The following is a 23,407-nucleotide window of genomic DNA, read 5'->3' as shown; positions in this document are numbered from 1 at the left end:
GGTGACGGTGTCAAGACAGCGGAAGACCTCGTCCGCATATCGGTCCCCAACCGCAATCTCGCCGCCGCGCGTGTCCGGATTTCGCCGGAATACGCAGGTCGCGGCGGCGACTTCCAGCCGTCGTGGCGACCGCGGCCGCTACTCCTGCGGACGCTGCAGACGGGCCACGAACTTGTACCGGTCCCCGCGGTACACCGAGCGCACCCACTCCACCGGCTTGCCCGAGGCGTCGAGCGAGTGCCGCGACAGCATCAGCATCGGCAGGCCCACGTCGGTGCCGAGCAGCGCGGCCTCGGTCGGGGTGGCGAGCGAGGTCTCGATGGTCTCCTCGGCCTCGGCGAGGTGGACGCCGTAGACCTCGCCGAGCGCGGTGTAGAGCGAGGTGTACTTGACCAGCGAACGGCGCAGCGCGGGAAAGCGCTTGGCGGACAGATGCGTGGTCTCGATGGCCATCGGCTCGCCGTTCGCGAGGCGAAGGCGCTGGATGCGCAGGACGCGTCCGCCGGCGGTGATGTCGAGCAGCTCGGCGAGCCGGTCGTCCGCCGTGACGTACCCGATGTCCAGGAGCTGCGAGGCCGGTTCGAGCCCCTGCGCCCTCATGTCCTCGGTGTACGAGGTGAGTTGGAGCGACTGGGAGACCTTCGGCTTCGCGACAAACGTGCCCTTGCCCTGGATCCGCTCCAGGCGCCCCTCGACGACGAGCTCCTGCAGCGCCTGGCGCACGGTGGTCCGCGACGTGTCGAACTCGGCGGCGAGCGTGCGCTCGGGCGGTACGGGCGTGCCGGGCGGCAGCGTCTCCGTCATGTCGAGCAAGTGCTTCTTGAGGCGGTAGTACTTGGGCACGCGCGCGGTACGGCCCGGCCCCTGCGGCTCGGTCCCTGTCGCGCTCTGCGTGCTGCCCGCCTCGGTCGCCATCCCTCGCCCACCCGTCTCCCGGCCGCCACTGCTCGGGGACGCCTTCCGCGCGGCGCCCTGCTGCGGCTCCTGTGCTGCTGCCGTCACCGGCTCCTCCGTCTGTCGCGGCTCACATCGTGGCACGCCCCGGCCGCGACCGGTCGCTCTCCCTTGGCGAGAGGGCTCAGGTGTCGGTCAGGTAACGGGATGTGGGACCCCTCTTATACACCCTTGACACCCCTAAAGGTCTAGGCCAAGCTCCCCGTACTGGTCTACACCATTAAAGACCAGGTCCCAGCCCCACGAACAGTGCACTGCCATATGTCACCGAAGTGGGTGGGGGGTTGCTGGCATCCCTGAGGAGGGTGACGTGAAGCGCAAGCTCATAGCCGCGATCGGTGCAGCGGGCATGTTGGTGTCTGTCGCTGCCTGCGGTTCGGACGACGGCAAGGGCTCGGGGGCGGACGGCTTCAAGGGTCAGACCCTGACCGTGTGGGCCATGGACGGCTCGACTCCGGACACCTGGACCAAGGATGTGACGGCGGCCTTCGAGAAGAAGACCGGCGCCAAGGTCGAGTTCGAGGTCCAGCAGTGGAACGGCATTCAGCAGCGCCTGACCACCGCACTCTCCGAGGAGAACCCGCCGGACGTCTTCGAGATCGGCAACACCCAGACCCCGGCGTACGCGCAGACCGGCGGCCTCGCCGAGCTGGAGGACCTGAAGAAGTCCATCGGCGCCGACTGGACCGAGACGCTCAACGAGGCGTCCGTCTTCGACGGCAAGCAGTACGCCGCCCCCTGGTTCGCCGCCAACCGCGTCGTCGTCTACAACAAGAAGGTCTTCAAGGAGGCCGGCGTCACCGGGATCCCGAAGACCCGCGCCGAACTCTTCGAGGCCTTCGACAAGATCAAGGCCAAGGGCAAGGCCGAGCCCGTCTACATGCCCGGCCAGAACTGGTACTTCTTCGACGGCCTCACCATCGGCACCGGCGCCGACCTCGTGAAGAAGGACGGCGACAAGTGGGTCTCCAACCTCGCGGACCCCAAGGTCGGCGAGGCCATGGAGATCTACAAGAAGTACGCCTCGTACTCCACCGCCCCCAAGGACAAGGACGAAGCCACGCCGCAGCAGGCCGAGGTCTTCGCCAAGGGCAAGACCGGCGCGTTCATCGGCATGGGCTGGGAGGCCGCCACCGCCATCAAGGCCAACCCGAAGATCGAGAAGGACATCGGCTACTTCACGATCCCCGGTGAGACCGCGGACAAGCCCGAGGGCGTCTTCCTCGGCGGCTCCAACCTCGCGATCGCCGCGGGCAGCGAGAAGCAGGAACTCGCCAAGGAATTCCTGAAGATCGCGCTCTCCGACAAGTTCGAGGGCCAGCTCTCCAAGGAACTCGGCGTCATCCCCAACAAGGAGTCGCTGCAGGAGAACCTCAAGGGCCAGCCCGCCGGCGAGGCCGCCGCGCCCGCCGTCGCCTCCGGCGGCACCACCCCGCTGATCCCCGAGTGGGCCGCCGTGGAGAACCCGCCGAACCCGATCAAGACGTACATGACCGCGGTCCTGAACGGTAAGTCGCACGCGGCCGCCGCCAAGCAGGTCGAGGGCGAGTTCAACAAGCGCCTGGCGCAGAAGCAGTGACCCGCGTGCCGGGGGCGGGAACCGGCCTCCCCGCCCCCGCCCCCGGCACGTACCGCCTGCTCTGAACCCTCTCGTACGAAAGTGATGGCGAGCATGACCGTGCAGACCGAACGCCAGGACTCCCGCCCGGCGGAGGTCCGGGGGGCGGACGGTGGGGGAGGGCGACCGCAGCGCCGAGCGGCCTCGCGGTCCCGCACCACCGCACTCGCGCCCTATCTGCTGCTGCTTCCCGCCCTCGCGGCGACCCTGCTGCTGCTCGGCTGGCCCCTGGTCAAGAACGGGCTCCTGTCGTTCCAGAACCTCAACATGAGGCAGCTGATCCAGCGGCTCACCGAGTGGAACGGCTTCGACAACTACGCCGAGGTGCTGAGCAGTTCGGACTTCTGGCGGGTCACCGTCAGATCCGTCCTGTTCACCGGCGCCAACGTCGTACTGATCATGATCCTGGGCACCCTCGTCGGCCTGCTGCTCGCGCGTCTCGGCAAGCGGATGCGGCTCACCCTGCTCATCGGGCTCGTCCTGGCCTGGGCGATGCCGCCGATCGCGGCCGTCACCGTCTACAAGTGGCTGTTCGCGCAGCGCTTCGGCGTCGTCAACTGGGTGCTCGACCAGCTCGGCTTCCACTCCATGGCCGACCACAACTGGCTCGCCACGCAGTTCTCCACCTTCGCCGTGGTCACCCTGCTCATCGTCTGGCAGTCCATCCCGTTCGTGGCGATCAACCTGTACGCGGCGACGACCACCATCCCCAAGGAGCTCTACGAGGCCGCCTCGCTCGACGGCGCCGGCGCCTGGAAGAGCTTCACCTCGGTCACCGTGCCGTTCCTGCGGCCCTTCCTCTACGCGACCACGTTCCTGGAGATCATCTGGGTCTTCAAGGCCTTCACCCAGGTCTTCGCCATCAACGAGGGCGGCCCGAACCGGCTCACCGAGATCCTGCCCGTGTACGCGTACATCGAGGGCTTCGGCAACCAGCACTTCGGCATGGGCTCCGCGATCGCGCTGCTCACCATCGTGATCCTGCTCGCCCTGACCGCGTACTACCTTCGCATCGTGCTCAAGCAAGAGGAGGACGAGCTGTGAGCCGCCCCCGATCGACCCTTGGCCGTGCCTGGCCCAACGCCGTGGCCCTCGTGCTCTTCGTCGGGTTCGTCTTCCCCGTCTACTGGATGTTCGCCACGGCCTTCAAACCGACCGGCGACATCATCAGCGAGAACCCCGTCTGGTTCCCCGTCGACTTCACCTTCGAGCACTTCACGACCGCCGTCACCGCGGACAACTTCTGGACGCTGGTACGGAATTCGGTGACCGTCACGGTCCTCGCGGTGCTGTTCTCCCTGGTGATCGCGTTGCTCGCCTCGTTCGCGCTCGCCCGGATGCGGTTCAAGGGGCGCCGCGGCTTCATCGTCGGGTTCATGCTCGCGCAGATGGCGCCCTGGGAGGTCATGGTCATCGCGATCTACCTGATCGTGCGCGACGCCGACATGCTCAACAGCCTGGTCCCGCTCACCGTCTTCTACATGATGATGGTGCTGCCCTTCACGCTGCTCACCCTGCGCGGCTTCGTCGGGGCGATACCCAAGGACCTGGAGGAGTCGGCCATGGTCGACGGCTGCAGCCGGCCGCAGGCCTTCGTCAAGGTGATCCTGCCGCTGCTCGCGCCCGGCCTGATGTCGACCTCCCTGTTCGGCTTCATCACCGCCTGGAACGAGTTCCCGATGGTGCTGATCCTCAACAAGCAGGCCGAGGCACAGACCCTGCCCCTGTGGATCTCCAAGTTCCAGACCGTCTTCGGCGACGACTGGGGCGCCACCATGGCCGCCTCCTCGCTCTTCGCCATCCCGATCCTGCTCCTCTTCCTCTTCCTGCAGCGCAAGGCCGTCAGCGGCCTCACCGCAGGCGCCGTGAAGGGATAACCCCGCCGTATGACGACTTACGCCCGCGCCACCGACACTCTGACCAGGGACGCCCTGGCCGTGCTCCAGCCCGGCTTCGTCGGCACCAGCGCACCGGACTGGCTGCTCCGCCGCATCGGCGAGGGCCTGCACTCGGTCGGACTGTTCGGCCGCAACATCGCGTCCCCCGAACAACTCGCCGCGCTCACCGCCCAGTTGCGGGCCGAGCGGGACGACGTCCTGGTCGCCATCGACGAGGAGGGCGGCGACGTCACCCGCCTGGAGGTCCGCTCCGGCTCCTCCTTCCCCGGCAACCACGCCCTCGGCGCCGTGGACGACCCGGCCCTGACCCGCGACGTCGCCGCCGAACTCGCCCGCCGCCTCGCCGCCTGCGGGGTCAACCTCAACTGGGCCCCGTCGGCCGACGTCAACTCCAACCCCGACAACCCGGTCATCGGCGTACGGTCCTTCGGCGCCGACCCGGCCCTCGTCGCCCGGCACACCGCCGCGTACGTCGAGGGCGTGCAGTCCGCCGGAGTCGCCGCCTGCACCAAGCACTTCCCCGGCCACGGCGACACGGCCGTCGACTCGCACCACTCCATGCCGCGCATCGACGCGAGCCTGGAGGTGCTCAGGGAACGGGAGTTGGTCCCCTTCCGCGCCGCGATCGCGGCCGGCACCAAGGCCGTCATGAGCGCCCACATCCTGCTCCCGGCCCTCGACCCGGACCGCCCGGCGACGCTCTCCCGCCCCATCCTCACCGGCCTGCTCCGCGAGGAACTGGACTTCGACGGCCTGATCGTCACCGACGGTATGGAGATGCAGGCCATCTCCGCCACGTACGGCATCGAACGCGGCAGCGTCCTCGCCGTCGCCGCGGGCGCCGACGCGATCTGCGTGGGCGGCGGCCTCGCCGACGAGGAGACCGTCCTGCGCCTGCGCGACGCCCTCGTCACGGCCGTACGCGACGGCGAACTCCCCGAGGAACGCCTCGCCGACGCCGCCGCCCGGGTGCGCGCCCTGGGGGAGTGGTCCGCGTCGGCCGTACGCGTGGAGAGCGGCGTCGGCCGCGACATCGGCCTGACCGCGGCCCGCCGCGCCCTCACGGTCACGGTCAACGGCGGGCACCCGCACCTCACTTCACCCGCGTACGTGGCCGCGCTGACGCCGATGGCCAACATCGCCGTCGGCGACGAGACCCCCTGGGGCGTGGCCGCCGAGCTGGCCCGCCTGCTCCCCGGAACGGAGACCGGCAGCTACACGGCAGGGTCCGACCCGGCCGAGATCCTCGCCGCGTCCGGCGACCGCCGCATCGTGGCCGTGGTCCGCGACGCCCACCGCCACGCCTGGATGTCGGACACGGTGGACGCCCTCCTGACGGCCCGCCCCGACACGGTGGTCGTAGAGATGGGCGTCCCCCAGTCCCCACCCCGAGGCTCGATCCACATCGCGACCTACGGCGCGGCACGGGTGTGCGGGACAGCGGCGGCGGAGGCCCTGCTCCCCAACTCGTAATCCCCGAGGCGGGGTTCGCCTGCCAGTTCCCCAGCCCCTCCGGTGGGGAGGGGAAGCAGAGGCGCCGGGCCCAACGGACCCGGCGCCTGGGAGAGGAGGGGGACCCCTCAAATCCCCTGCCAACCCGGCTTGTTCTCGAACGCATGCCGAAAGTAATCCGCAAGCTTCAACTTGGACGCAGCAGCCTCATCCACCACAACCGTCGCATGCGGATGCAACTGCAACGCAGACGCGGGCACCAGCGAGGCCACCGGCCCCTCCACGGTCTGCGCCACGGCCTCAGCCTTCCCCTCACCCGTCGCAAGCAGCACCAGATGACGAGCGTCCAGAATCGTCCCGATGCCCTGCGTGATGACGTGGTGCGGCACCTGCTCGATGTCGTCGTCGAAGAACCGCGCGTTGTCGATCCGGGTCTGCTCGATCAGCGTCTTGATCCGCGTACGCGAGGCGAGCGAGGAGCACGGCTCGTTGAACCCGATGTGCCCGTCCGTGCCGATCCCGAGGATCTGCAGGTCCACCCCACCGGCCTCGGCCAGCGCCTTGTCATACGCCGAGCACGCCGCCTGCACGTCCTCGGCGCTGCCGTCCGGCCCCATGAACTGCTCGGCGGGCAGCCCGAGCGGCTCGACCACCTGGCGCAGCACGGTCGCGCGGTACGACTCCGGGTGCCCGGCCGGCAGGCCCACGTACTCGTCGAGCTGGCAGATCCGCGCCCGGGAGGCGTCGACGCCGCCGCGCACCTTGGCGATCAGCGCGTCGTAGATGGGCAGCGGGGTCGAGCCGGTGGCCACGCCGAGCAGCGCGTCGGGCTTGCGGGCCAGCAGGTCCGCGATGGCCCCCGCGATGAGCTCTCCGCCCGCCTTGGCGTCCTTGACGATGACAACTTCCACGCTGGGCCTGCCGATCTGAGGTAGTGGATGTGCACGCGCTTGGGTCGTGTGAGTCTTGGTGGTATAGACCAATCTAACAGAGCTCCGCGGCCCTCGCCCCGTGAACCGCACACTCCCTCCACCACTCCACACCCCGTACGCCGCACCGGCGACTCGGACGATCCGGAGCACGGGCTCCGGAGAAATCCACAGCCCGGCACCCCGTTTCTCTAGTGTCCGCTATACAATTCTCACCATGGTGGCGAACCCGGCAGCGCAGAGACGTGACGGCCGCCCGTCGGAGCAGCCGGCGGGCGGCGCGAGGCAGCGCGGCCGCCCCCGCTCCTTCGACCGCGAGGAGGCCCTGCGCCAGGCGATCTGGACGTTCTGGGAGCGGGGTTACGAAGCCACGTCCGTCTCCGACCTCACCCGGGCCATGGGCATCGGTCCTCCGAGCCTGTACGCCGCCTTCGGCGACAAGCGCACGCTCTTCGAAGAGGTCCTCACGGAGTACGTGGAGAGATACGGCGCCTTCGCTGCGCGGGCCCTCGAAGAGGAGCCGACGGCCCGCGCCGGTCTCGGCCGGTTGCTGCGCGAGGCCGCCGCCGAGTTCGCCGCCCCCGGCCGACCGCACGGCTGCCTCGTCATCCACGCGGCCACCAACTGCACGACACCGGAGGTCGAGGAGACCCTGCGCGAGCGCCGCAACGCCAACATCGCCGACTTCGCCTCCCGCATCCGCGCGGACATCGCCGCCGGCGAACTCCCCTCGGACTGCGACGCCGCAGCCCTCGCGCGGTACACCGCCGCCGTCTTCCAAGGCATGTCCCAGCAGGCCAGGGACGGCGCGAGCCAGGAGGAGCTGGAGCGCGTGGCCGACCTGGCGATGGCCGCCTGGCCCCCGGCTCCATGAGGCCCGTCCACCGTCCACGAGGCCTGTCCATGAGACCGTTGACCCCGGACGTCCTCAGAGAAAGAAACAAGAACAAACCTCTGCCGACGCATGGACATCGGATAATGGTCTAGTCCACAATGCACAAGTAAAGCTTCAAAGCTTCCGCTCTTCCCGCACAGAAGAGCGGATTGAGGCGCCCGACGCTCTCTGCCCTGACCGCGTCGGAGCCTCCCGGCCGCACGGGACCGCACACCCGACGGCCGGATCAGCTCCGGGCTGCGGTGCCGGTGAGGGTTGAGGGTCCCTCTCGGGCGCCGCGGCCCGCGGGTGTTTCCGGGGGCCGTACGACCGCGTCCGCGCTGTCCGAGCCGAAAGGTACGCTCGCACACGTGCCCTCCATGAACGAACTCGTACGCCAGCACACGGCCCTCGGCGACACCGACCTCGAGTGGCTGCACCTGCTGGTCTCGGAGTGGCAGCTGCTCTCCGACCTCTCCTTCGCCGACCTGGTCCTGTGGGTCCCCACACGCGACGGCACCCGCTATGTCTCCGTCGCCCAGATGCGCCCCAACACCGGCCCGACGTCGTACCAGGACGACATGGTCGGCCACCTCGTCCCCCGAGGCCGCCGCCCCCTGCTCGACGCCGCGCTCGACGAGGGCCGCATCGTGCGCGAGGGCGACCCGGAGTGGCGCGAGGAGGTCCCGGTCCGCGTCGAGTCCATCCCGGTGCGCCGTGAGGGCCGCGTCCTCGGCGTCATCGCCCGCAACACCAACCTCCTCACGGTCCGTACGCCGAGCCGCCTGGAGCTGACGTACCTCCAGAGCGCCTCCGACCTCGCGCAGATGATCGCCGCCGGCTCCTTCCCGTTCCCCGGCCAGCAGGTCGACATGGACGCGTCCCCGCGCGTGGGCGACGGCCTGATCCGCCTCGACGCCGACGGCATCGTGCAGTACGCCTCACCGAACGCCCTGTCCGCGTACCACCGACTGGGCCTCGCCGCCGACCTCGTCGGCCACCACCTCGGCCGGACCACCGCCGAACTCGCCCCGTCCCGAGGCCCCGTGGACGAAGCCCTGGTCAAGCTGGCCAGCGGCTGGGCCCCGCGCGAGACGGAGGTGGAGGGGGACGACGGTGTGATCCAGCTCCGCGCCATCCCCCTCAAGCCCAAGGGCACCCGCATCGGCTCCCTCGTCCTGCTGCGTGACGTCACCGAACTCCGCCGCCGCGAGCGCGAGTTGATCACCAAGGACGCCACCATCCGGGAGATCCACCACCGGGTGAAGAACAACCTGCAGACCGTCGCGGCCCTGCTGCGCCTGCAGGCCCGCCGCATCGAGTCCGACCGTGGCCGCGAGGCACTCGAAGAGGCCGTGCGCCGGGTGGGCTCGATCGCGATCGTGCACGAGACGCTCTCGCAGAACCTCGACGAACGCGTCGAGTTCGACGAGATCGCCGACCGCGTCCTCGCGATGGTGGCCGAGATCTCCCCGGGCAAGGTGACCGGCCGCCGCAGCGGACGCTTCGGCATCCTGGACGCCGAGGTCGCCACCCCGCTCTCGATGGTCCTCACCGAGGTCCTGCAGAACGCCCTGGAGCACGGCTTCCGCGAGGGCGACACCGGCACGGTCGAGGTCTCCGCGGTCCGCGGCGGCACGCGCAAGGACGCCCGCCTGCTCATCACCGTCCAGGACGACGGCGTGGGCCTGCCCGCCGACTTCGACCCGCGCCGCGCCGGCAACCTCGGCCTGCAGATCGTACGGACGCTGGTGGAGGGCGAGTTGAGCGGCACGTTCGACATGGTCCCGGCACCCGAGAAGGGCACGCGGGTGATCCTCGACATCCCGGTGCACGGCGAGAAGTAACACGGATCACGGGGCCCCGGGGAACTCGCACCCGGGACCTCTGCCTCAACTCGGCATTCCCGTAAGGCAGTTAAGGCAGTTGGTCACTCACCCCGAACAGCAGTAAGCCCCGGACTCTGGTGGGTCCGGGGCTTACTGCTCACGTTGCTGAGCGCATCGGGGGGTACTGCGCGCTGCGGCTCGGGGGCGGGAGATGCGTACTCGCCGTACGCGCCGCCGGGCTCAGGCTCGTTCGGGGCGGGGGTGTCAGGCGCTGGCCTGGCGGGCCCGGTTGCGGGCGGCGCGGCGCTTCATCGCGCGACGCTCGTCCTCGCTGAGGCCACCCCAGACGCCGGAGTCCTGGCCGGACTCGAGCGCCCACTGCAGGCACTGCTCCACGACGGGGCAGCGGCGGCAGACGGCCTTGGCTTCCTCGATCTGCAGCAGCGCAGGACCGGTGTTGCCGATGGGGAAGAACAGCTCGGGGTCTTCCTCGCGGCAAACGGCGTTGTGACGCCAGTCCATGGCTGCTACCTCTCCTTGGTATTACGTGCAGGTTGCTTGTGAATGTGAACGCTTTCACGAATCCCCCCGCAAGTGAAGGGCCAACCACCAGTTGCCTGGTGCAGGTCCTGTGTGAGAGAGGGGGTTCGGGCTCTCTGTGGGGCCGGTGTTGCGGGCCGTCCTGAGCGCCAAGAAAAGATTCGCAAACCTCGGCGGCGGATACAACCCCTTCTGGAAAGTTTTTTTTGATTCCTCGGTGTCGGCTAGGTCACAGCCGTCATTCCATGGGGTGGATCCTGGTCTAAACGTTCGAGTGCAAGGACTTTAGCGTCTTCCGCTCACACAATCACACGCAGTGCACGGCGTACGCCTGTGAACGTCACGCTCGTGCGTAGTCCCAGGTGGTCACCGTCCATCTGGAAGGGGATCGGGGCCTTGGATTGCAAGGTGAAGTCCGTCAGGTCGTGCAGCGTCGCGGCGTGCTTGCCGTGCGGTCCGCGCTCCGGGCTTGAAGTGAGCAGCTGGGTCGCGTAACGGGTCATCGCGGGGGTCGACAGCTTGCTCAGTCCGAGCACGTCGAGCCCGGTGTCGAAGCTCGCCTGCGGGGACGCGTACACCGGGCGATTGCCCAGGTAGGTCCAGGGCGAGGTGTTGCAGATTATGGCGAGGACAAGATCGCTGACCGGGTCCTCGCCGGTCTGCTCCAGAGTGATCGTGCCGTTCCTGCGGTTCTGCTCGTCGAGGAACTGCCGCACCATCTGTCGTACGTAGAGCGCATGCGTCGAACGCCTGCCGCGCTCCCGCTCCTTTTCGACCCGGCCGATCACGCTGGCGTCGAATCCGAGGCCGGCGCAGAACGTGAACCAGCGCTCCGGCACGCCCTCGTCCTCGGTGCCCGGGGTTCCTGCCGCCAGGCCGAGCCCGACCGTGCGCTCACTGCCGGTGCGCAGGGCGTCGAGCAGGGCGCCGGTGGCCTCGACCGGGTCGTTGGGCAGGCCGAGGGCGCGGGCGAAGACGTTGGTGGAGCCGCCGGGGACGACCGCGAGGCCGGGCAGGGAGGGGCGCGGGCCGTTGTGCAGCAGGCCGTTCACGACCTCGTTGACCGTGCCGTCGCCGCCGAGGGCCACGACCAGCTCGATGTCCTTGCTCTCCGCGGCCTGCCGGCCCAGGTCGCGGGCGTGTCCGCGGTACTCCGTGGTCACCGCCTCGAGCTTCATCTCGCTGGCGAGCGCATGGATCAGTACGTCCCTGGTGCGGGCACTGGTGGTGGTTGCCGCCGGGTTGACCACGAGAAGTGCACGCATGCGAAGCAGCGTACCCACCGCTCTTTACGTGGCCCAGACCGAGGTCCGCCCGCAGTCCGCACCCGGCCCCGCACACCGCCCGCACTCGGCCCCTTGCCCCGGGGGCGGCCGCGGGGCGGGGCTACCCTGCAGGGGTGAGCAGTGCTGAGCAGACCCCGAAGTCCGAAGGCCCGCGCCCGCCGCGCCTGACCGCCGCCGCGGCGCTCGCCGCGCTCGAAGGCCTGGTGCTCGTCGCCGTGGGCGGCTATCTCGCGGTCCAGGGGCTGAGCGGTGCGGGGGACGAGCGGACCGCCGTGACCGGCGGGCTGACGATGATCGCGCTCGCGCTGCTGCCGCTGATCGCCGCGCGCGGGCTGTTCCGGCTGCGCAGCTGGAGCCGCGGTCCGGCGATCATCACGCAGATCATGGCGCTGCCGGTGGCCTGGCAGCTGCTGCAGACGAACAGCGTCGCGATCCCCGCCGGGATCGCGCTCGCCGTGGTCGCGGTGACCTCGCTGGTGCTGCTTGTGAACCCGGAGACGACGCAGGCGCTGGGCATCGGCCGACGCGACACCGCCTAGCCGTCGCTCGTCGTGCGAGTGCGAGGGCCGGGCGGTCCCGGGCCTGATCGCCGTCCGTGATCGGTGTGCGCAGGTGATGGCGCGGGTCCGGGCGGTCCCGCGCGGTGGTGGGTGGTTACTCCTCGACCAGCAGGCGCTCGCGCAGCTGCGCGAGCGTGCGCGCGAGGAGCCGGGAGACATGCATCTGCGAGATGCCGACCTCCTGGGCGATCTGCGACTGCGTCATGTTCCCGAAGAACCGCAGCAGCAGGATGCGCTTCTCGCGCGGCGGCAGGTCCTCCAGAAGCGGCTTCAGGGACTCGCGGTACTCGACGCCCTCCAGGGCCTCGTCCTCCGCGCCCAGGGTGTCCGCCACGGCCGGTGATTCGTCGTCCGTGTCCGGGACGTCCAGGGACAGCGTGGAGTAGGCGTTCGCCGACTCCAGGCCCTCCAGGACCTCCTCCTCGGAGATGCTCAGCCGCTCGGCCAGCTCGTGCACCGTGGGGGAGCGGCCGTGCTGCTGGGAGAGCTCGGCGGTCGCGGTGGTGAGGGACAGGCGCAGCTCCTGCAGCCGACGCGGTACGCGTACCGCCCAGCCCTTGTCGCGGAAGTGCCGCTTGATCTCGCCGACGACCGTGGGCGTCGCGTACGTCGAGAACTCGACGCCGCGCTCCGGGTCGAAGCGGTCCACCGACTTGATCAGGCCGATCGTCGCGACCTGCGTCAGGTCGTCGAGCGGCTCGCCGCGGTTGCGGAAGCGGCGGGCGAGGTGCTCGACCAGGGGCAGATGCATGCGGACCAGCTGGTTCCGCAGCTGCGCGTACTCCGGGCTGCCGTCGGGCAGCTTGCGCAGCTCGATGAACATCGCCCGCGCGCCGCTGCGGTCCTGCGGATCGTGGTGGTGCCCGTGCTCTGTCATGTGTCCCGCCCTCCCCCAGCTGCTGCTGGGAGGCGCTCCCCGGCCGCCGCCGACCTGGTGCTCGCTCCTGCCATCGCGCTGTGCCCGCTCCGTCGTGCCCGGTTCCTCCGGGTGCGGCCTGGCCTGTTGCTCGGGGATGTCCGGGGCGCGCCGCGCCCTGGGCACTCCGTCGCTGCCGTCGGTGTTCTCGGCGGGCAGACTCCTTGCGCTGCGCTCTTCGTCACGCACCGGCCCGTCCCCGTTCGTCACGCCGGCCCGGGTCCCGCGCCGCGCTGTTTGTACAGGCTGATCGAGACGGTCTTGTCGTCGGCGACATGGGAGTCGACCTTGCCCGCGAGGGCCGACAGGACAGTCCAAGCGAAGGTGTCGCGCTCGGGGGCGCGGCCGTCGGTGGTGGGCGCCGAGACCGTGACCTCGAGTGAGTCGTCGACGAGTCGGAAGACGCAGCTGAGCACGGAGCCCGGCACGGCCTGCTGGAGCAGGATCGCGCAGGCCTCGTCGACCGCGATGCGCAGGTCCTCGATCTCGTCCAGGGTGAAGTCAAGACGCGCCGCGAGGCCGGCCGTGGCCGTCCGCAGCACCGACAGGTAGGCACCCGCAGCCGGCAGCCGGACTTCCACGAAGTCCTGAGTCCCGGGCTCGCCTGCGATCTGGGACACCCTCACCTCCAAGGTGGTACAAGCACGTTCGGGGTTCGGCCCGCCGCTCGCGGCGGTCCGGCACAGCGTCGCACGGGTGATGCGCTGTGTGTTCAGCAGGTGACGCTATCGCGCTCCCACGCTCCCTGTCCCGGTGGACCCCGGACCCGTCTGTTCACTCATAGTAAGTCTACGGGTACGGAAAGTGGCTAGGGGTTTCGCGGTCCCAATTGGAAAGAGCGCGCGCCGGGTTGACGTACCCAGGTGGCGGGCGGTCGAACCGTCCGACGTCGTCTCGCGGGCCGTCACTGTCCGTCGCCGTCAGACGATCGCGCCGTCGGCGAAGCACCAGCGCCAGCTCTGGCCGGGCTCGAGGCTGCGCATCACCGGGTGGCCGGTGTCCTTGAAATGGGCCGTGGCATGCCGGAACGGGGAGGAGTCGCAGCAGCCCACATGCCCGCACGTCAGACAGAGGCGCAGCTGCACCGGGTGGCTGCCGACCGCCTCGCACTCGGGGCAGGTGGCGGTGAGGGGCGGGGGCTCGGGGTGCGGCAGCAGGGGGACGTGCGAGCACTCGTTCATGATGGCCAGGTTACGACGCACCTGTGACAAGTGGACTTGCCGAAGGGGACGGGCCCGGAGCCATGCATGTCTTGCCGTTGCTGTTGTTGGTCGCCGGCAGCGCCGCCGTCGCCGGAGTGGCCCGGCGCACGCCGGTTCCCGCGCCCCTGCTGCTTGTCGCCGCCGGTCTCGCGGTCTCGTCCGTCCCCGGGGTGCCGCCGTACGAACTCGACCCGCACGTGGTCCTGCCGCTGCTGTTGCCGCCCCTGCTCTACACCGCGGGGGTGGAGAGCTCGTACCTCGATCTGCGGGCCAACTGGCGTCCGGTGGCGCTGCTTTCGGTCGGTTATGTGCTGTTCGCGACGCTTGTGGTGGGTTATGCGGTGCATCTGCTCGTGCCCGATCTGCCGCTGACCGCCGCGCTCGTGCTCGGTGCGGTGATCGCGCCGCCGGACGCGGTCGCGGCGACGGCCATCGCGCGCCGCGTCGGCCTGCCCTCGCGGATCACCACGATCCTCCAGGGCGAGTCCCTGGTGAACGACGCCACCGCGATCACCGCCTACAAGGTGGCGCTCGCCGCGGCCGTCGGCGAGGGCGCGAGCTGGGCGGGCGGCATCGCGGAGTTCGCGGTCGCGGCGCTCGGCGGCGTGGGGGTCGGCCTGGTCCTGATGGTGCCGCTGCACTGGCTGCGTACGCACCTCAAAGAGGCGCTGCTGCAGAACACGCTGTCGCTGCTCATCCCGTTCGTCGCCTACGCGGCCGCCGAGGAGGTGCACGCCTCCGGGGTGCTCGCGGTCGTGGTCGTCGCGCTCTATCTGGGGCACCGGTCCTGGCAGGTGGACTTCGCGACCAGACTCCAGGAAGCGGCGGTCTGGAAGATGGTGGCTTTCGTCCTGGAATCCGTCGTCTTCGCCCTCATCGGGCTCCAACTGCCCGTCGTGCTCCGGGATCTCGGCGAGTACGAGGGGCCGCAGGCGCTCTGGTACGCGGTGGCCGTGTTCCTCGTGGTCGTCGCGGCGCGGTTCGTGTGGGTCTATCCGGCCACGTTCCTGCCGCGGCTCTCGCGGCGGATCAGGGAGCGGGAGACCAGCCCGACCTGGACCGGGCCGCTCATCGTGGGCTGGGCCGGCATGCGCGGTGTGGTGTCCCTCGCGATCGCGTTCTCCATCCCGCTCACACTGGACGACGGGGAGCCGTTCCCCGGCCGCAACCTGGTGCTGTTCCTGACGTTCACGACGGTCATCGGGACACTGGTCGTGCAGGGCCTGACGCTGCCCGGGCTGATCCGGGTCCTGCGGGTGCCGGGCCGGGACGAGCAGGCCGCGACGCTCGCCGAGGCGCAGGCGCAGAGCGAGGCCTCGCGGGCGGCCGAGGAACGCCTGGAGGAACTGCTCGCCGACGAGCGCAACGCCCTGCCGCAGCCGCTCGCCGACCGCCTGCGCACGGTCCTGGAGCGCCGCCGCAACGCTGTGTGGGAGCGCCTCGGCACCACCAACCCGGTCACCGGTGAGTCCGCCGACGACACGTACCGCAGGCTCTCCCGCGAGACTCTCGCCGCCGAGCGCGCCGTCTTCGTACAGCTACGGGACCAGCGGCGGATCGACGACGAGATGCTGCGTACGCTGCTGCGCCGGCTCGACCTCGAAGAAGCGGCGGCCTATCGGGAAGAGGCGGGCTGAGCCGCTTCCCAGGGGCGCCCGGTGATCACCGCTACGAGCCGCGTGCCGTTCGGGAAAACCCCCTCTTCTGTGAGGGTTTTCAGGGCGTACAGCAATTTGGCGACATAGTGACGTTCGAGCGGCAGGCCGTGGCGCCGCTCGAAGTCCTCGGCGAAGGCGTCGAGCTCGGGGGTCGTACGGGCGTATCCGCCGCAGTGGAAGCGGCCCTCCAGGCGCCACTCGCCGGTGCGCTCGCCGAACGTCTCGCGCTGCAGCCGCTCCACCTCGGCGGTGAGGAAGCCGCCCTTCAGTACGGGTACGCCGATCGCCCGCTGACCAGGGGCGAGTCCGGCCGCGAGACCGGCGAGGGTGCCGCCGGTGCCGCAGGCGACGGACACCACGTCGGCCACCTCGCGCAGCTCCGCGCCGAGCTCTGTGCAGCCTTGTACGGCAAGGGAGTTGGATCCGCCCTCGGGAACGACGTGGACCTGCTGCGGGTCGAGCCCGGCCGTGGCGAGGAGGGCGGCGAGTACGTGCGGCTCGCTCTTGTGGCGATACGTCGACCTGTCGATGAAGTGCAGCCGCATCCCGTCGGCCACGCACCGCGCGAGGGACGGATTGAGGGGGCGGTGGGCCAGTTCGTCGCCGCGGACCACGCCGATGGTGTCGAAGCCGAGGAGGCGGCCCGCGGCGGCGGTGGCCCGCAGATGGTTGGAGTAGGCGCCGCCGAAGGTCAGGACGGGGCGTCCGGCGGCGGCCCGCAGGTTGGGGGCGAGCTTGCGCCACTTGTTGCCGGGCAGGTCGGGGTGGATCAGGTCGTCGCGCTTGAGGAGCAGGCGGACGCCGTGGCGGGTGAAGCGCTCGTCGTCGAGCCCGTGCAGCGGCGAGGGGAGCCGGGGCTGCAGTCGGGTCAGGTCGGGTTGGTCTGACTGGTCTGACTGGTCTGACTGGTCGGTTAGGCCTGACTGGTCGGGCTGGTCGGGCTGGTCGTCGGGGCGGTCGGGAGCGTTCACGTCGTCATTGTCGCCGCGTGGCCCGCACGCGCGTGTGCGGGGCCGACGGGTGGTGCGTGCCGTGCGGGCGGGTCGTACGCGCGCGTGCCCGGTGAGGTGCCGTACGGCGGGTGGTACGCGCGCATGCGGGCTACTTGAGGCGTTCGGCGATGCGCTGCCGCATGGTGTCCATGTCGAAGCCGCGCGGATCGACCTTGCCCGGCTGCCACTCCAGGTGCCCGATCACGGACCGCTCGTTCCAGCCGTAGTGACGGCAGATCGCCGCGGCCGCCTTCTCGATGGCCTCCAGCTGGGCCGCGGGCCAGGGGTCCTCGCCGTCGCCGCGGTTCTCGCACTCGAAGCCGTAGAAGTAGCGGTTGCCGTCGGTGTTCGCCTCGTTGTCGTGCGGCAGGCGCCGTTCGGCGATGACGGCGCGCAGCACTTCGTCGTCACCGAGGCCGGCGTGGTTGGCGCGGCCGTTGCCCACCAGGTGGACTCTGCCGTCCTTGGTGATCACGCCGTGGCAGAGCGGGCCGGGGAGCGAGGCGTGGCCGTCGTAGCAGAGGCGGACGGTCTCGGCGCTGCCGGTGGTCACCGTGTGATGGATCATCACGCCGTGGACCGGGCCCCACGGCCCCTTGTGGTTGCGGTTGTGCGTGCGCCACTCGCGCACTTCGACGACTGTGAGTCCTTCGTCCTTGAGGGCGTCGAGAAAGGTTCCCGCGGACATGGGATCGGACATGACTCCTCCGTCATGGACCGCGGCGGCGGCCGAATGCGCACCGCCTCTTGTCCTGCTTGTACCGGAACGTCGGTACGGGGGCCAGTAGTTCGGGCGCTTTCGACGCGGTGTGCGACTCGATCCGGACACGGGACGTGGCTGGTCGGAGCGGGAGCCGGTCGCAGGGGGAGGTCAGCCGTAGCCGTCAGCCGAGGAGTTCAGCTCCGCAGAGTTCAGCCGCGGAGGATGCCGTCCCCGTGCGCCGCGATGTGGGCCTCCACGGACTGGAGCGCCTGCAGCGTCGCCCGCGGGTCGCCGCTGCCGTTCCGCTCCGCGTAGTACGCGGCGCCCAGCTTCTTCAGGAGGTCTGCGCCCGCGCGCTGCGCCTGGGCCTCGTCGAGCTTCTGCTTGCCCTGCGTGATGCCGCGCTGCGCCTGCTCCTTGGCGCGGTCCAGGAAGCCTGCCATGGCTCGTCTCCTGTCGTGGTGCCGATGGTGCGGTGGGTTCTGAGGGGTTGAACGGACGGCTCGATCTTCGAGTTCCTGCTGTCGGTGGCCCGAGCGCAGGGCGCCCAAGCGGAACTGGGGATTTCGTGCACGTGCCCCGCCGATGAGTGATCCATTCCCGCTCGTTTGTGTGATGGCGTGACAACTCGCGGTGCTGGAAGGCTGGTTGAGCGCACCGGACGACACCTGCCCGGCGCAGGTCAAGACTGATGGAGAGGGCACATACATGTCGGTAGGCGAAGAGATCCGCACGGAGCAGGCCCAGGCTCAGCAGAGCCTGGCGACCGGCGCTGCGCGGAATCTGGCCACCACCACGAAGTCCACGCCCCAGATGCAGGAGATCAGCTCGCGCTGGCTCCTCAGGCGTTTGCCGTGGGTGCAGGTACAGGGCGGTACGTACCGCGTGAACCGACGGTTGAGCTACTCGGTCGGTGACGGCCGTGTCACCTTCGTCAAGACCGGGGACCAGGTGCAGGTGATCCCCGCCGAGCTGGGCGAGCTGCCGGCCCTGCGTACGTACGAGGACCTGGAGGTTCTCGGCGAGCTCGCCCGGCGGTGCGAGCAGCTGGAGTTCGCTGCGGGCGAGACCCTCGCCTCGTTCGGCAGCCAGGTGGACGGCGTCTTCCTGCTCGCCCACGGCCGCGCGGAGAAGGTCGGCACGGGTCCTTACGGTGACGACGCGGTGCTCGGCGTCCTGGCCGACGGTTCGTATTTCGGGGACGCCTGCGTCATCGACCCGGAGGCCATCTGGGAGTACACGACGCGGGCCGTGACGCGCTGCACCGTGCTCGTCCTGCCCCGGCGGGAGGTCGAACTGGTCGCGGAGCGGGCGGAGTCGCTGCGCACCCACCTCGCGCAGGTGCGGGCCATCCCGCAGCAGCGCACCAACACGTACGGCGAGAAGGAGATCGACCTCTCAGCCGGCCACGTCGGCGAACCGGCCATCCCGAGCACGTTCGTGGACTATGAACCGGCCCCGCGCGAGTACGAACTGAGCGTCGCCCAGACCGTGTTGCGCATCCACACGCGTGTGGCGGACCTCTACAACCAGCCGATGAACCAGACCGAGCAGCAGCTGCGGCTCACGGTGGAGGCGCTCAGGGAGCGTCAGGAGCACGAGCTGGTCAACCACAGGGAGTTCGGCCTCCTCAACAACTGCGAGTACGACCAGCGCCTGCAGCCCCACGACGGGGCGCCGAGCCCCGACGACATGGACGAGCTGCTCAGCCGCCGCCGCGGGTCCAAACTGTTCCTCGCCCACCCGCGTGCCATCGCCGCCTTCGGCCGTGAGTGCAACAGGCGCGGCCTGTACCCGGAGAGCGTCGAGGTGGACGGCCAGGCGGTGCCGTCCTGGCGCGGGGTGCCGATCTTCCCGTGCAACAAGATCCCGATCAGCGAGGCCCGTACGACGTCGATCATCTGTATGCGTACGGGTGAGGAGGACGCGGGCGTCATCGGGCTGCGGCAGTCCGGCATCCCGGACGAGATCGAGCCGAGCCTCTCGGTGCGTTTCATGGGCATCAACGAGCAGGCGATCATGTCCTATCTCGTGACGGCCTACTACTCCGCGGCCGTTCTGGTGCCCGATGCGCTGGGCATCCTGGAGAACGTCGAGATCGGGCGCCGGCGGTGAGCGAGCGGATGCTGGCGGTGGGCGAGGCGCCCCGCACCGTCGGTGAGGTACGAGGCGTTGTTCCCCCGGCGCGAGCGGGTGTCCACGACGAGCGGGCCGGCGGCGCGGACGCGGGCGCCGACGGCCAGGAAGCGGCGGTACTCCTCGACCGCACTCGGGAGGCCGTCGAGCCCGAGCTGCGCAGGGCGGTCGACTCGCTGCCCGGGACGATGCGGCGCGTCGTGACGTACCACTTCGGGTGGGAGCACGCGGACGGCAGGCCCGCGGCGGGGCGGAGCGGCAAGGCGATCCGTCCGGGGCTCGTGCTGGCTGCGGCGCGCGCCCTCGGTGGCTCGCCGACGGAGGCCGTGAAGGCGGCCGCGGCAGTGGAGTTGGTCCACAACTTCACGCTGCTGCACGACGACGTCATCGACCGCGACAGCACCCGCAGACACCGCCCCACCGCGTGGACGGTGTTCGGTGACGCCGACGCGATCCTCGCGGGTGACGCCCTGCAGGCGCTCGCCCTGCGGGTGCTCGCCGACGACCAGCACCCTGCCGCGGGGGCTGCGGCCGCACGGCTGGCCGCTTGCGTCGTCGAGCTCTGCGAGGGCCAGCACGTCGACACGGCCCTGGAGGAGCGGCCCTGCGACCGGGTCACGCTGGACGAGTGCCTGGGCGTGGCCGAGGCGAAGACGGGTGCGCTGCTCGGGTGCGCCTGCGCGGTCGGGGCGCTGTACGCGGGTGCGGGCCTGGAGGAGGTGGAGGCGATGGACGCCTTCGGCAGACAGGCGGGCCTCGCCTTCCAGTTGATCGACGACGTCATCGGCATCTGGGGCGATCCGGCCCGCACCGGCAAGCCCGTGGGCGCGGATCTGCTGGCCGGCAAGAAGTCGCTGCCGGTGGTGGCGGCCCTGACCTCGGACACGGTGGCCGGGGCGGAACTGGCGGAGATGTACCCGGGGTTGGGTCCGGCGGATGTCGACCGCGCGGCGGAGGCGATCGACCGTGCGGGCGGCCGCGACTGGGCCCAGGCCCAGGCCGCCGAGCGGATGTCCCAGGCTGTCGACCAGCTCTCCCGCGCGGTCCCGGACCCGGAGGCGGCGGGAGGTCTGCTGGCACTCGCGGAGTTCGTGACCCGCCGGTCGTCGTGAGCCGCACGTCGTCGTGAGTCGCGTCGCCGGACCAGAGAGGGGAGGGATGTCAGTGAGGGGAGGGATGCCAGGGACTTGAGGGAGGTCAGGCCCGCCCCGGCCGGGAGGGAGGCCCGGCGGGGGCGGGGCTGTGGCGAACGGCGGCAGAGGGGAGGAGCAGAGGGGAGGCGGTGAAGGCCCGGGGGCCGCGCCCGGCCCCCGGGTCGAGGAGGTGAGGGCCGGGGGACCGCGCCCGGCCGTTCCCGGGTCGAGGAGGCGAGGGCCAGAGGACGGGACGGCCCGGCCCCCGGTTCGAGGCGCACCGACAGAACCAGGTCTGGCGACGGCCAGAGGCGGCGGCCGGTTCGCGCCAGTGTCTCCGCCGCCCACCCGCCGCCAGGAAGACGCATCTACGCTGCAACTGCTCGACAGACACCGGCAGTTGGGGGAGTAGATCAGATGGGCGTGGAGATCCGCAGGGCGGGCGAGGGTGACAGGGAGCGCCTGGTGCGGTTGCTCGACGACGCGTTCCAGTACGACCCGGTGAGCAGTTGGGTCTTCCCCGACGAGTCGCACCGCAGCAAAGTGCACGGCGCGTTCATGGGGGTCTTCCTCGACGTGGCCCTGAGCGAGGGTTGGGTCGACGTCACGGAGGACGGAGCCGCGGCCGCGCTCTGGCTCCATGTGCCGGCCGGGGAGCCGGAGGAGGAGGAGGACGACACCCCCGCCCGGATGCGGGAGATCGCGGACCCGGAGAACGAACGGGCCGAGCTGGTCGGGCGGTTGACCGGCGCCGTCCACCCGCACGACCGGGCGCACGACTACCTGCTCCTGATCGCGGCGACTCCGGAACGGCAGGGGGAGGGGCTCGGCACGGCGCTGATCACGTCGGTCCTGGAGCGCTGCGACCGTACGGGCATGCCCGCGTATCTGGAGGCGAGCAGTGAGCGCAGCCGGGGGCTGTACGAGCGGCTGGGCTTCGCCTTCATGGGCAGGGCGGTCCAACTCCCGGACGGGCCAAGGATGTTCCCGATGTGGCGGGAGCCGAGGGACGAAGGGTGAGGAGCGAAGGGTGAGAAGCGGAGGGTGAGGAGCGAAGGGTGAGGGGCGGAGCTGGGGGGCTTGCGTAACCACTGCAAGTGAAGCAGTATAGGTGCAGTGCTGCGATCGCAGTAGCAGAATCAAGGGGGGCGCTATGCGCAAGCTCACGTACCTGATCGCCACGTCGATCGACGGATTCATCGGCGACGAGAGCGGTGCGGCGGAGTTCTTCATGAAGTACGTGGATGAGGAGTATCTGGCGTACGGACTGGAGGAGCTGCCCGAGATGATGCCGACGCCGATGCGGCAGCAGTTCGGGATCGACGACCGGCCGAACCGGCGGTTCGACGCGGTCCTGATGGGGCGCGGCACCTACGAGGTGGGACTGCCGCAAGGGGTCACCAGTCCGTACGGGCATCTGAAGCAGTACGTCGTCTCGCGCGGCATCGAGAAGCTGCCCGCGCCGGAGGTGGAGTTGGTCTCCGGTGACATGGTCGCGAAGGTGCGGGAGCTCAAGCGGCAGGAGGGGCTCGGTGTCTGGCTCTGTGGCGGTGCCGATCTGGCAGGTCAACTCGTCGACGAGATCGACGAGTTGGTGATCAAGACGTACCCCTGCTTCCTGGGTTCCGGGATGCCGCTGGCCAGGGCCGGGTTCGCGATCAGGGACTTCGCCCTGGAGTCGGTGAAGTCCTTCAGCGGGGGGAACGTGATCACGACGTACAGCAGGCAGAGGTAGGACGTACGGCAGGCAGAGGTAGGGCGCTCGTACGGCGTCGGCGAGCGGCTGGTCGGGGGTGACGAACGGGCATAACCTGGACGCATGGCCAAGGAAGAAGACCAGGCCGCACCGCGCCGCGCCGAGCATGTCTGCCCGGCGTGCAAGCAGCCGGTGGAGACGGTCGTCAAGCGCCGCAAGGTGCTCGGGGCGTATGTGCCGAGCTGGGGTCCGGGCCCGTGCCACCACGAGGGATGCACCGCGTGCGTGGACCAGGGCGGCGGCGGGGACGCGAAGTCCACGTCGTACGGGAAGCCGAGCCGTAGCGAGCGCCCCGACAGGCTGAGCCATTCGTGAGCCCGACGGCACCGGCGGGCCGGGCGGTGACTCGGCCGCCACGTCCTGCCCGGAGCGAAGCGGAACGCACGCCGCTCAAGGCCGCAGAAACTCGGGACGACACTCGGACGACAAACTTCGGCGGAAGCTGTCGAGAACGGCCGGGACGCTCCGACGTCCCCTGTGACAGTCGCCCCACAGGGGCCCGAGCAAGGAGTGGACCATGAAGTACCTGGTGATGGTGCAGGGATCGCAGGCCGACTACGAGGCCATGAGCGGCAAGCCGAACGAGCACAGCCCGGCGGCCTGGAGCGAGAAGGACCTGCAGGCGATGTTCTCGTTCATGGAGAACCTCAACAACGACCTTGCCGAGTCCGGCGAGATGGTCGACGGGCAGGGGCTCGCGGAACCGGCGCAGACGCGGTACGTCGGCAGGGACAAGGACGGCCGTCCGGTCGTCACCGACGGTCCGTACGGGGAGACGAAGGAGGTGCTCGCCGGGTACTGGGTCCTCGACTGCGACAGCCTGGAGCGGGTCACCGAGATCGCCAACCGGATCATGGAGTGCCCCCAGCCGCAGGGCGCCCCGGAGTACCCCGTGGTCATCAGGCCGATCCAGGGCGCCGAGGGCTGAGCCGCCCTCCGGCCGAGCGGCCCCTCAACGGCCAGTCGCAGAA

Annotated in this window: 25 protein-coding genes; 14 read left to right on the top strand and 11 right to left on the bottom strand. The window is 70.1% G+C overall.

Annotated elements, in window-relative coordinates:
* Positions 1-138 precede the first annotated feature (138 nt).
* Entirely contained in the window at positions 139-915 is a 777-nt protein-coding gene (locus RCO28_RS06785) for a GntR family transcriptional regulator (protein WP_308940301.1), read from the bottom strand.
* A gap of 349 nt (positions 916-1,264) precedes the next feature.
* Between RCO28_RS06785 and RCO28_RS06780 the strand changes: the two genes are divergently transcribed.
* The 4 genes from RCO28_RS06780 (at position 1,265) to RCO28_RS06765 (ending at position 5,943) form a co-directional block, all read left to right on the top strand.
* Positions 1,265-2,533, top strand: coding sequence for an extracellular solute-binding protein (locus RCO28_RS06780; protein WP_308940042.1), 1,269 nt, complete (start codon positions 1,265-1,267; stop codon positions 2,531-2,533).
* A 93-nt stretch (positions 2,534-2,626) separates the two neighbouring features.
* On the top strand, positions 2,627-3,616 hold the full coding sequence (locus tag RCO28_RS06775; RefSeq protein WP_308940041.1) for a sugar ABC transporter permease: 990 nt from the start codon (positions 2,627-2,629) through the stop codon (positions 3,614-3,616).
* Positions 3,613-4,449, top strand: coding sequence for a carbohydrate ABC transporter permease (locus RCO28_RS06770; RefSeq protein WP_308940040.1), 837 nt, complete (start codon positions 3,613-3,615; stop codon positions 4,447-4,449). The genes RCO28_RS06775 and RCO28_RS06770 overlap by 4 nt, the downstream gene beginning before the upstream one ends.
* Positions 4,450-4,458: 9 nt before the next feature.
* Positions 4,459-5,943, top strand: a complete 1,485-nt coding sequence (locus RCO28_RS06765) for a glycoside hydrolase family 3 protein (protein WP_308940039.1) — start codon at positions 4,459-4,461, stop codon at positions 5,941-5,943.
* A gap of 107 nt (positions 5,944-6,050) precedes the next feature.
* On the opposite strand, the gene nagB is transcribed toward RCO28_RS06765, so the two are convergent.
* Complete coding sequence (gene nagB, locus RCO28_RS06760) at positions 6,051-6,833, bottom strand: glucosamine-6-phosphate deaminase (protein ID WP_308940038.1); 783 nt, start codon at positions 6,831-6,833, stop codon at positions 6,051-6,053.
* Positions 6,834-7,068: 235 nt separating this feature from the next.
* Between nagB and RCO28_RS06755 the strand changes: the two genes are divergently transcribed.
* Together RCO28_RS06755 and RCO28_RS06750 are read left to right on the top strand one after the other, a co-directional pair.
* Positions 7,069-7,725: a TetR/AcrR family transcriptional regulator gene (locus tag RCO28_RS06755; protein ID WP_308940037.1), complete on the top strand. Its 657-nt coding sequence runs from the start codon at positions 7,069-7,071 to the stop codon at positions 7,723-7,725.
* A 380-nt stretch (positions 7,726-8,105) separates the two neighbouring features.
* Positions 8,106-9,572: a PAS domain-containing sensor histidine kinase gene (locus RCO28_RS06750; protein WP_308940300.1), complete on the top strand. Its 1,467-nt coding sequence runs from the start codon at positions 8,106-8,108 to the stop codon at positions 9,570-9,572.
* Positions 9,573-9,818: 246 nt separating this feature from the next.
* On the opposite strand, the gene RCO28_RS06745 is transcribed toward RCO28_RS06750, so the two are convergent.
* On the bottom strand, positions 9,819-10,076 hold the full coding sequence (locus RCO28_RS06745) for a WhiB family transcriptional regulator (RefSeq protein WP_040248489.1): 258 nt from the start codon (positions 10,074-10,076) through the stop codon (positions 9,819-9,821).
* 317 nt (positions 10,077-10,393) lie between these two features.
* Positions 10,394-11,359 carry a diacylglycerol kinase family protein gene (locus RCO28_RS06740; RefSeq protein ID WP_308940036.1) on the bottom strand — a complete coding sequence of 322 codons (966 nt, stop codon included), beginning with the start codon at positions 11,357-11,359 and terminating at the stop codon, positions 10,394-10,396.
* 134 nt (positions 11,360-11,493) lie between these two features.
* On the opposite strand from RCO28_RS06740, the gene RCO28_RS06735 reads away from it, so the two are divergent.
* A complete protein-coding gene (locus RCO28_RS06735) occupies positions 11,494-11,919 on the top strand; it encodes a hypothetical protein (RefSeq protein WP_308940035.1) in 426 nt (141 codons plus the stop codon).
* Positions 11,920-12,034: 115 nt separating this feature from the next.
* On the opposite strand, the gene RCO28_RS06730 is transcribed toward RCO28_RS06735, so the two are convergent.
* From RCO28_RS06730 to RCO28_RS06720, 3 genes are all read right to left on the bottom strand, one after another.
* Entirely contained in the window at positions 12,035-13,066 is a 1,032-nt protein-coding gene (locus RCO28_RS06730; RefSeq protein WP_308940034.1) for an RNA polymerase sigma factor SigF, read from the bottom strand.
* Positions 13,063-13,476 (bottom strand): anti-sigma regulatory factor, encoded by a 414-nt coding sequence (locus RCO28_RS06725; RefSeq protein WP_282511513.1) that lies wholly within the window; start codon positions 13,474-13,476, stop codon positions 13,063-13,065. The genes RCO28_RS06730 and RCO28_RS06725 overlap by 4 nt, the downstream gene beginning before the upstream one ends.
* 300 nt (positions 13,477-13,776) lie before the next feature.
* Positions 13,777-14,037, bottom strand: coding sequence for a UBP-type zinc finger domain-containing protein (locus RCO28_RS06720; protein ID WP_308940033.1), 261 nt, complete (start codon positions 14,035-14,037; stop codon positions 13,777-13,779).
* A gap of 62 nt (positions 14,038-14,099) precedes the next feature.
* Here RCO28_RS06720 and RCO28_RS06715 point away from each other — a divergent pair, with 62 nt between their 5' ends.
* Complete coding sequence (locus tag RCO28_RS06715) at positions 14,100-15,695, top strand: Na+/H+ antiporter (protein ID WP_308940032.1); 1,596 nt, start codon at positions 14,100-14,102, stop codon at positions 15,693-15,695.
* Here the strand turns inward: RCO28_RS06715 and RCO28_RS06710 are convergent.
* The 4 genes from RCO28_RS06710 to RCO28_RS06695 all read right to left on the bottom strand — a co-directional run bounded on the left by RCO28_RS06710 (position 15,674) and on the right by RCO28_RS06695 (position 17,854).
* Complete coding sequence (locus tag RCO28_RS06710) at positions 15,674-16,588, bottom strand: pyridoxal-phosphate dependent enzyme (protein WP_308940299.1); 915 nt, start codon at positions 16,586-16,588, stop codon at positions 15,674-15,676. The genes RCO28_RS06715 and RCO28_RS06710 overlap by 22 nt on opposite strands.
* Before the next feature lie 95 nt (positions 16,589-16,683).
* Positions 16,684-16,812: a hypothetical protein gene (locus RCO28_RS06705; protein ID WP_308940031.1), complete on the bottom strand. Its 129-nt coding sequence runs from the start codon at positions 16,810-16,812 to the stop codon at positions 16,684-16,686.
* A gap of 5 nt (positions 16,813-16,817) precedes the next feature.
* Entirely contained in the window at positions 16,818-17,408 is a 591-nt protein-coding gene (locus RCO28_RS06700; protein WP_308940030.1) for a peptidoglycan recognition family protein, read from the bottom strand.
* Between the two features lie 212 nt (positions 17,409-17,620).
* Entirely contained in the window at positions 17,621-17,854 is a 234-nt protein-coding gene (locus RCO28_RS06695) for a hypothetical protein (protein ID WP_308940029.1), read from the bottom strand.
* Positions 17,855-18,119: 265 nt separating this feature from the next.
* Here RCO28_RS06695 and RCO28_RS06690 point away from each other — a divergent pair, with 265 nt between their 5' ends.
* The 6 genes from RCO28_RS06690 (at position 18,120) to RCO28_RS06665 (ending at position 23,364) form a co-directional block, all read left to right on the top strand.
* Positions 18,120-19,526 carry a family 2B encapsulin nanocompartment shell protein gene (locus RCO28_RS06690; RefSeq protein WP_308940028.1) on the top strand — a complete coding sequence of 469 codons (1,407 nt, stop codon included), beginning with the start codon at positions 18,120-18,122 and terminating at the stop codon, positions 19,524-19,526.
* 8 nt (positions 19,527-19,534) lie between these two features.
* A complete protein-coding gene (locus RCO28_RS06685) occupies positions 19,535-20,659 on the top strand; it encodes a family 2 encapsulin nanocompartment cargo protein polyprenyl transferase (RefSeq protein WP_374991116.1) in 1,125 nt (374 codons plus the stop codon).
* 438 nt (positions 20,660-21,097) lie between these two features.
* Positions 21,098-21,700 (top strand): GNAT family N-acetyltransferase, encoded by a 603-nt coding sequence (locus RCO28_RS06680; RefSeq protein ID WP_308940026.1) that lies wholly within the window; start codon positions 21,098-21,100, stop codon positions 21,698-21,700.
* Positions 21,701-21,833: 133 nt separating this feature from the next.
* Positions 21,834-22,415, top strand: coding sequence for a dihydrofolate reductase family protein (locus tag RCO28_RS06675; RefSeq protein WP_308940025.1), 582 nt, complete (start codon positions 21,834-21,836; stop codon positions 22,413-22,415).
* Between the two features lie 84 nt (positions 22,416-22,499).
* Positions 22,500-22,751, top strand: coding sequence for a hypothetical protein (locus tag RCO28_RS06670; RefSeq protein ID WP_308940024.1), 252 nt, complete (start codon positions 22,500-22,502; stop codon positions 22,749-22,751).
* A 202-nt stretch (positions 22,752-22,953) separates the two neighbouring features.
* On the top strand, positions 22,954-23,364 hold the full coding sequence (locus RCO28_RS06665; protein WP_308940023.1) for a YciI family protein: 411 nt from the start codon (positions 22,954-22,956) through the stop codon (positions 23,362-23,364).
* Positions 23,365-23,407 lie beyond the last annotated feature (43 nt).

Origin of the sequence: Streptomyces sp. LHD-70 (assembly GCF_031157275.1) — a bacterium.
Taxonomy (GTDB): domain Bacteria; phylum Actinomycetota; class Actinomycetes; order Streptomycetales; family Streptomycetaceae; genus Streptomyces.
Note: the sequence above shows the minus strand (reverse complement) of the source record. Positions and strands in the feature narration are given on the sequence as shown.